The organism is Pectobacterium sp. HCp5_1, assembly GCF_032905925.1.
GTDB lineage: Bacteria > Pseudomonadota > Gammaproteobacteria > Enterobacterales > Enterobacteriaceae > Pectobacterium > Pectobacterium brasiliense_A.
In genome coordinates this window covers 1-7118 of sequence record NZ_JAUMIO010000062.1, presented here as the reverse complement: position 1 = coordinate 7118, position 7118 = coordinate 1, and the positions used below count along the sequence as shown (strand labels likewise).

Annotated in this window: 11 protein-coding genes; 2 read left to right on the top strand and 9 right to left on the bottom strand. The window is 50.6% G+C overall.

The window, feature by feature from the left end:
- Window positions 1–410: 410 nt before the first annotated feature.
- Together Q3A88_RS21390 and Q3A88_RS21385 are read right to left on the bottom strand one after the other, a co-directional pair.
- Complete coding sequence (locus Q3A88_RS21390; protein WP_317178617.1) at window positions 411–731, bottom strand: hypothetical protein; 321 nt, start codon at window positions 729–731, stop codon at window positions 411–413.
- 121 nt (window positions 732–852) lie between these two features.
- A complete protein-coding gene (locus Q3A88_RS21385; protein ID WP_317178616.1) occupies window positions 853–1026 on the bottom strand; it encodes a YlcI/YnfO family protein in 174 nt (57 codons plus the stop codon).
- A 188-nt stretch (window positions 1027–1214) separates the two neighbouring features.
- On the opposite strand from Q3A88_RS21385, the gene Q3A88_RS21380 reads away from it, so the two are divergent.
- Both Q3A88_RS21380 and Q3A88_RS21375 read left to right on the top strand, forming a co-directional pair.
- Window positions 1215–1403 (top strand): host cell division inhibitor Icd-like protein, encoded by a 189-nt coding sequence (locus Q3A88_RS21380; RefSeq protein WP_317178615.1) that lies wholly within the window; start codon window positions 1215–1217, stop codon window positions 1401–1403.
- A complete protein-coding gene (locus Q3A88_RS21375) occupies window positions 1396–1587 on the top strand; it encodes a hypothetical protein (protein ID WP_317178614.1) in 192 nt (63 codons plus the stop codon). Before Q3A88_RS21380 ends, Q3A88_RS21375 begins: the two co-directional genes overlap by 8 nt.
- A gap of 114 nt (window positions 1588–1701) precedes the next feature.
- On the opposite strand, the gene fis is transcribed toward Q3A88_RS21375, so the two are convergent.
- From fis to Q3A88_RS21340, 7 genes are all read right to left on the bottom strand, one after another.
- Complete coding sequence (gene fis / locus Q3A88_RS21370; protein ID WP_005975342.1) at window positions 1702–1998, bottom strand: DNA-binding transcriptional regulator Fis; 297 nt, start codon at window positions 1996–1998, stop codon at window positions 1702–1704.
- A 23-nt stretch (window positions 1999–2021) separates the two neighbouring features.
- Window positions 2022–2987: a tRNA dihydrouridine synthase DusB gene (gene dusB, locus Q3A88_RS21365; RefSeq protein ID WP_010681537.1), complete on the bottom strand. Its 966-nt coding sequence runs from the start codon at window positions 2985–2987 to the stop codon at window positions 2022–2024.
- A gap of 357 nt (window positions 2988–3344) precedes the next feature.
- Window positions 3345–4079 (bottom strand): carbonic anhydrase, encoded by a 735-nt coding sequence (locus Q3A88_RS21360; protein WP_233990846.1) that lies wholly within the window; start codon window positions 4077–4079, stop codon window positions 3345–3347.
- Between the two features lie 175 nt (window positions 4080–4254).
- Entirely contained in the window at window positions 4255–5142 is an 888-nt protein-coding gene (gene prmA, locus Q3A88_RS21355) for a 50S ribosomal protein L11 methyltransferase (RefSeq protein ID WP_110162850.1), read from the bottom strand.
- A 17-nt stretch (window positions 5143–5159) separates the two neighbouring features.
- The gene (gene panF / locus Q3A88_RS21350) at window positions 5160–6611 is read right to left on the bottom strand and encodes a sodium/pantothenate symporter (protein ID WP_039313816.1); all 1452 of its coding nucleotides are present in this window, start codon (window positions 6609–6611) and stop codon (window positions 5160–5162) included.
- Entirely contained in the window at window positions 6601–6843 is a 243-nt protein-coding gene (locus tag Q3A88_RS21345) for a YhdT family protein (RefSeq protein ID WP_010681541.1), read from the bottom strand. Before Q3A88_RS21345 ends, panF begins: the two co-directional genes overlap by 11 nt.
- A gap of 67 nt (window positions 6844–6910) precedes the next feature.
- A partial coding sequence (locus Q3A88_RS21340; protein ID WP_317178613.1) for a hypothetical protein occupies window positions 6911–7118 on the bottom strand: 208 nt, incomplete at its 5' end.

Sequence of the window (7118 nt, the reverse complement as noted above, 5' to 3'; positions counted from 1 at the left end):
TATTTCATTGATATAATTAAAGATAGTCATTGTCTTTCACTGAGTGTTAGTGGAGATAAAGCTCAGATCAATAAAATCGAAATAAGTTCTCTATTTCAATAAGTAAAGTGAGATCCCACCCTGGAGAAAGAAGTTATCTTCTTAGATATATCCGTAATTAACTCACTTTTTTCTTTGCTAGATATTTTACTTAACCATTCAGGTTCAACATGAACATATGACTGGCTAAGAATATTGTTTTTTATATAATCTGCCATGTTTTTGTCCTTTATGTGAAGATCGATATATAAATTATATCTATGACGCTAACCAGTACATTTCATAAAAAATCATTAGCGTGATTAGATCATTGCGTTTTTCCTTTAACCGTCGCTAAAAAGCAGATCCAGTTTGGAAAAGTCAGAGGTAAATTAACTATATCGTCCCCAATCCCTATTTATAACCCACGCTGTAGGCCAAGTAACAAAATCTTCAGGATTAAAAGATTCCCCATTGTTGAGCATATACTCGATACGTTCCGCTCGTAATGGTAAGGAGTGGTTGATTTTATCACTCTCAAAGTCCCAAACCCAGTAGCGAGGAATGCCGTCGTTTATCCTCTTTCCGGCAGCATAATCCATTGGAGCGCAAACCCGCTCGATGTAATCGCCATCATCTTCTGAATAAAAACGGATCTTCAGTTTTTTTTTGGTATGTATACTGTCAATAAACACATCATGCTGATCATGCATAGTCATTTCCTTGTTGTGTTTTCTACAAGAGGTATAGCATCTTAAAAAATATGCTAAGACTGACAGTTTTACAATAATACCTAGATCGAGTTCAGTACTTACGAAGCCCGTAACAGCAAACTCAGTCTTTGGTCTGCTTGCGCTGGCGGCGTTTGATCTCACCTTGCATGGCCGAAACGATAAATTGCCCTGTGCTTTCATCTGGCTCTTTTACTTTTTCCATTGCCTCAGCAATATCATGCGGAACTCTTGCCTCAAGTTTTCTTGATTTTGCGTTTACTGCTTTCGTTGCCATGACTATACCTAATGCTGGTTGGTGGCAGACAGTATACACAATAAAGCGCAAAAAATAGCGTTGACGTGGCTGACACTTAATTTTATAGTGGCTGACACCTTGAGTTGTTCAAGGTTAAAAATAGCGAAGCCCGCAGGTGCTACCAACACCTACGAGCTTCTAACCACAATGTTATAGGAGCTAACACTATGGCTGATATCCAGTTTACCCAAACTCGCCCCGAATTTCAGTATCGCTTTCTTGCTCTGGGAACATCCTCCCAGCGTGTCGTGCATATTATCGCTGCTACCGAACGTCAGGCGCGGGAACATTCCCCTGATGGTCATGTCATGGTCTTTGCTGGTCGCCTGTCCGTTGAGGAGGTGCGCCATGTTTGATAACACGCCGTTAGAACCCGAAGAAGCGCTCGATCAGTGTCGTGCGCTGGCTTACGCCATTGTCGAATTGAATAATCCAGAATCGAAAGAGATTTTAACGTTCGTGTTAGCGGAACGGCTAGATAACCTGCACCGACTCTTTCATGCGTTAGAAACGGATAAACAAGAAGGGATGAGTCATTAACAACGTCGTGGACGCAATGCTCATAAGGCTGCTGCTGCCTAAATAGAAGGCAAAGAAAAAGGCGCTTAACCCAAGAGGTAAAGCGCCTTTTTTCAAATGCTTAACTGATTAGTATCAGTTCATGCCGTATTTTTTCAATTTCTTACGCAGAGTACCGCGGTTGATGCCCATCATCAGGGCAGCGCGGGTTTGGTTGCCGCGGGTGTATTGCATCACCATGTCCAACAGTGGCTGTTCAACTTCAGCCAGTACCAGCTCATACAGGTCACTTACATCCTGACCGTTCAATTGAGCAAAATAGTTCTTCAGTGCCTGTTTAACCGAGTCGCGCAGGGGTTTTTGGGTTACCTGAGCCTGAGAGTTTACAGTGGAAACGGTCAGTACGTCAGAATTCACGCGTTGTTCGAACATAGTTCTGTCAGCTCTTTTTCTGTTTACGCAAGATTTTCAAAATATGCCTTCAACGCCTCCAGCTGCTCGCTGGCATCCTCAATGGCGTTGAATGTGCGCCTAAACTGGTCGTTTGGGGCATGCTCCTGGAGATACCAGGATACGTGCTTACGAGCGATACGAAATCCCTTGCCTGGACCATAAAAGTCGTGCAATTCCCGTATATGCTCGATCAACAAGCGCTTGACCTCTGCCAACGGCATCGGTGCCAGCAACTCCCCTGTGTCCAGATAATGCTGGATTTCCCGAAAGATCCAGGGTCTTCCCTGAGCGGCTCGTCCTATCATCAGGGCGTCAGCCCCGGTGTAGTCAAGAACCGCTCTGGCTTTATGCGGGTCTGTAATGTCGCCATTCGCAATAATAGGAATGGAAACGGCCTGCTTAACTGCCCGAATGCTGTCGTATTCCGCGAAGCCATTGAACAGGCACGCACGAGTGCGTCCGTGAATGGTTAACGCCTGAATGCCACAGTCTTCAGCCAGTTTGGCAATTTCTACACAGTTACGATGCTCTGGTGCCCAACCGGTACGGATCTTCAGTGTCACCGGTACGTCTACCGCTTTCACTACCGAAGAGAGGATCTGTTTGACCAAATCCGGATACTGCAATAACGCAGATCCTGCCATCTTGCGGTTCACCTTCTTCGCCGGGCAGCCCATATTGATGTCAATGATCTGCGCGCCGGAATCAGCGTTGATTCTCGCTGCCGCCGCCATCTCATCGGGGTCACAACCGGCAATTTGCACGGCTCTGATACCCGGTTCATCGCTATGAACCATTCGCAAACGCGACTTGTCTGAACGCCACACTTCCGGGTTGGAAGAAAGCATTTCAGACACGGTCATTCCAGCGCCCATCGCATGACAGAGTGCTCTAAATGGGCGATCGCTAATACCAGCCATTGGGGCTGCTATCAAGCGATTACTAAGCTGAAATTGTCCAATGTGCATAGACAAAAATTGACCATACTGTGCCTGCAAGGGCGCGTATATTACGCATTTTTTACGTCAGATGAAAGGCCAAACTTTGACCAATTTACGGCTATCGATCAATGAAAATGCAGTTCGTAGAGGTATATGAAAATATTATTCATATTTAACAGTGTGTTATGTTTTTGTGCTGGTTTTTTGAACGATAAAATATTCATCTGCTTACAGAATTTTATCTGCAAGTGCGGTCATTTTTGGTGGAGATACAGCAGCCTATCAATGCTTTATCAGTGAAATGCGTTGGTTAATGTGGCAAAAAAGGGTGCCGATTGGCCTGAGGCTGGCCGACAGACAGTCTGGCCAGCCTCGCGACGTGGCTTAATGGATGATGATTCGGCCATTAAGCGGCTGTGTGGGGCGGTTATTCGCGTGATGCATGACCGAGCGGAACTGGTTTATCTGATCGGTAGAGGCGGTGACGGGGTGATCCAGCACGAGCCAGCGAATGCCTTCTGAGCACGGTGGCGTGGTGAGCGATCCACTAAACCGATAGTAGTTTAATGACGTCGGTAACAAGGCCTGAATCGCGATTGGTGTGCGCACGTTCTCCGCCTGATTAACCTGAGCCGGAATCTGCTGCCATGTTGTGGCTAGCGGCAGATTGGCTTCTCCTTCCTGAAACATCAACGCGATAACGGTAAGCGCGTCAGCCGCGTCTTTATAGACAAAATGGCCTTCTAGCGGAAACTGCTTACCGTCAATTTCATTCTCGCTCGGGGCGTGAAAGTGAAACTGCTGCAAGGTGAATGTCTCGTTATCCAATACCAGCGTATTCCCCGGGCCCACGTTAACCTGAACGGTATGCCCGTTGTTGATAATTTGCTGTGTCCCAGACTGGAAAGCTAACTGTAGAGGGGCGTGCTGGGCGTCCAGCGCCTGGCGGATATTAATGGGAGATTGGTTTTTACCGGTTTCACACAGCGAGAAGTCTGGGGACAGCTTTCCCCAGTGTGCGGGATCGCCGTTGCCTTCGTAGCCCCAGTGAACCGGATCGGCCGCCAAGGCGGAAAAGCTGGCGGATAGCATCAATACGACAGAGAGTTTACCTTTCATTTTTCATCCCTTGAAAATAATGATATGGCATCGTTGAGCGCCGGGCGCAGGTGACGTCCAGTCGCTTGCCGAGCTGAATAATACGCCTGTTTATGGGGATCAATCGTGAGATATAGCAGGAAGAAGTGTGCCCACCGTTGTACGTACGGTGGGCGGGACTCGCGGGATAACGTTATTACGAGGCGCGACGTTGGCCGGTAATGCGGCACCACTCTTCGCGTTCAGCCACCGGATCGAGTGTGAACTTGTCTGCGTACGCTTCTGCGACGCCTTCGGCTTGCGTTGCCAGCACACCGGACAGGCCGAGGTGACCGCCTGCTTTTGGCAAATCGCTAATCAGCGGTGCCAGCTCGCGTAGCGGGCCAGCAAGGATGTTGGCGACGACGACATCGGCAGACAGGTCGGCAGGCTGGTCTTTCGGCAGATAAAGTTCAAGACGCTCGGAAACGCCGTTGCGCTGTGCGTTGTCGCGGCTGGCTTGAATCGCCTGCGGATCGATATCAATCCCGATAGCGCGTGCTGCACCCAGTTTCAGAGCGGCAATCGCCAGAATGCCGGAACCGCAGCCGAAATCGATGATGGTTTTCCCTTCCAGATCCAGCCCGTCGAGCCATTGCAGGCACAGCGCGGTCGTTGGATGGGTACCGGTGCCAAATGCCAGGCCCGGATCGAGCATGACGTTGACGGCAGTCGGGTCAGGAATGTCACGCCAGCTTGGGCAAATCCACAGACGTTTGCCGAACTGCATTGGGTGGAAGTTGTCCATCCACTCGCGTTCCCAGTCTTTGTCTTCCAGTTGTTCGATTTTGTGTTTAAAACCGACGCCCAGCAGCGGTTCTTGCTCCAGTATCGCGATAACGGCGTTCATGTCGGTTTCGGCATCGTACAGCGCAATCGCGTCGGTATCGCCCCACAGACGGGTCTCGCCCGGTAGCGGTTCGAACACGGGATTATCGTGCGTATCCTGAAACGTAACGGATACCGCACCGCTTTCCATCATGACGTCACCCAGTTGTTCAGCAACTTTTCCTGAGGTGTTTATTTTTAGTTGAATCCACGGCATAGCAGTCTCTATTACATTTAAAGTGAAGATGAAGCGGCAACCGGCGCTGGTGGATTATGACCAAAGCGGTTGCCAATAATAAACGCCATCAGGCTGAGTAACAGCGATGGCACAATCGGGTGATATCCGGCCAGCTGAAGATTGAAGCTGGCCAGTAAGGTATAGCAAATCGCCCCGGTGAACATGGCGCTAAGCGCACCCGCGGCATTCGCGCGTTCCCAATACAGGCCCAGCACCAGCGGCCACAGGAACACCGCTTCCAGTCCGCCAAACGCCAGCAGGTTCAGCCAGATGATCATATCCGGCGGCCGTAAGGAAGCCAGCAGCACCAGCAGCCCCAATAGTAGCGTAGTCATGCTGGACAGGATCTTGATGCGGCGTTCGTTATGGATCTGCTGCGGACGTACGCTGAGATAGAGATCCTTGATGATCGTGGCAGACGCCTGAAGCAAATGCGCATTAATGTTGGACATGATAGCGGCCATTGGCGCAGCGAGAAAGATCCCGGCGGCCAGCGGCGGTAGTACGGTGACCATTAGCGCCGGTAACACCTGATCGGGGATCGTTAGATTTGGCATCACGGCACGACCCAGCGCCCCAGCCAGATGCATGCCCAGCATCAGAATGCCGATGACGATTGTGCCGATGATAATCCCTCGGTGCAGCGCCTTGCTGTCGCGGTAAGAAATACAGCGAACGGCGGTGTTTGGCAGGCCGATGACGCCGAAGCAGACCAGCACCCAGAATGAAGCCATAAACGGCATCGACAGAATCCCGCCGCTGCCCTGCGGCGAGACCAGCATCGGGTCAATCTGTTGCAGCTTATCCACTGCGCTGTGCAGGCCGCCAGCGGCATAGATTACGCCGACCAGCAGGATGACGGTGCCGATCAACATCACGATGCCCTGCATCGCATCATTGAGCACGCTGGCGCGGAAGCCGCCAAACGTGGTGTACAGCGCAATGGTGACGCCGAAAATCAGCAAGCCGATGTCGTAAGGAATGTTAGCCGCGGTTTCCAGCAGGCGTGCGCCGCCGATGAATTGCACGGCCATGGCACCGATAAACGCAACCAGCAGGCTGATACTTGCAAACCACACCAGCAGCGGACTGTTGTAGCGGGCGTACAGCATGTCATTCAGCGTGATGGCATTGTAGCGCCGCGCCAGAATGGCGAATTTTTTCCCCAGAATGCCCAGTGACAGCAGCATGGTGGGAAGCTGGATCATCGACAGCAGCACCCAGCCCAGCCCGTATTTATACGCGGCACCCGGCCCGCCGATAAAGGAGCTGGCGCTGACGTAAGTACCGATGAGCGTCATCGCCAGCACAAACCCGCCCATTGAGCGGCCGCCAAGGAAATACTCGTTAAGAAAGTTGCCCGCCTGACGGCGACGGTACGCATAGACCGACAGCCCGAAGACCAGCAGCAGATAGCCAATCAGCGGCAATAAAATTTCAATTTGCATCGTCACTCTCCAGTGAGATATCGCGGAAAATGACGCGAACCATCAGCCAGCACAGCAGCGTAAACACAAGCGGTAGCAGCAGGCAGGCCATCTCAAACCAGTGTGGAAGACCGGTGATCCCTTGTGTGTTGTCTGGCAAATAGGCGGCAAGCACCCAGGCCACTAAATAAACCAGCGTCAGGCCAAAAGCCCAGCGGGCCTCTTTGTGCGCCTGAGGAAAGCGTGTATCCATGTTCTGCTCCACCGTGAATGGGAGAATGGGTATCGTTATGAACGTCGTGATGACGAAAGCGGGAATTTTACGGCATGTGGGCCAATTGACTAGTAAGAATTACGTCATTGGCGTAAAAGCCCGCTACGGGGTACTCATCGTTTGGTGAAAAAACGGTCACGTATTCAACTCGGTGATCGTCAGGTAGAATGTTCATCTGTTTTCCTAAATATTTAGAAGAAGAGCCTGATGGCAACGGTTGAGGTAAAATGCCCGTTTTGTGAGCAAACAGACCC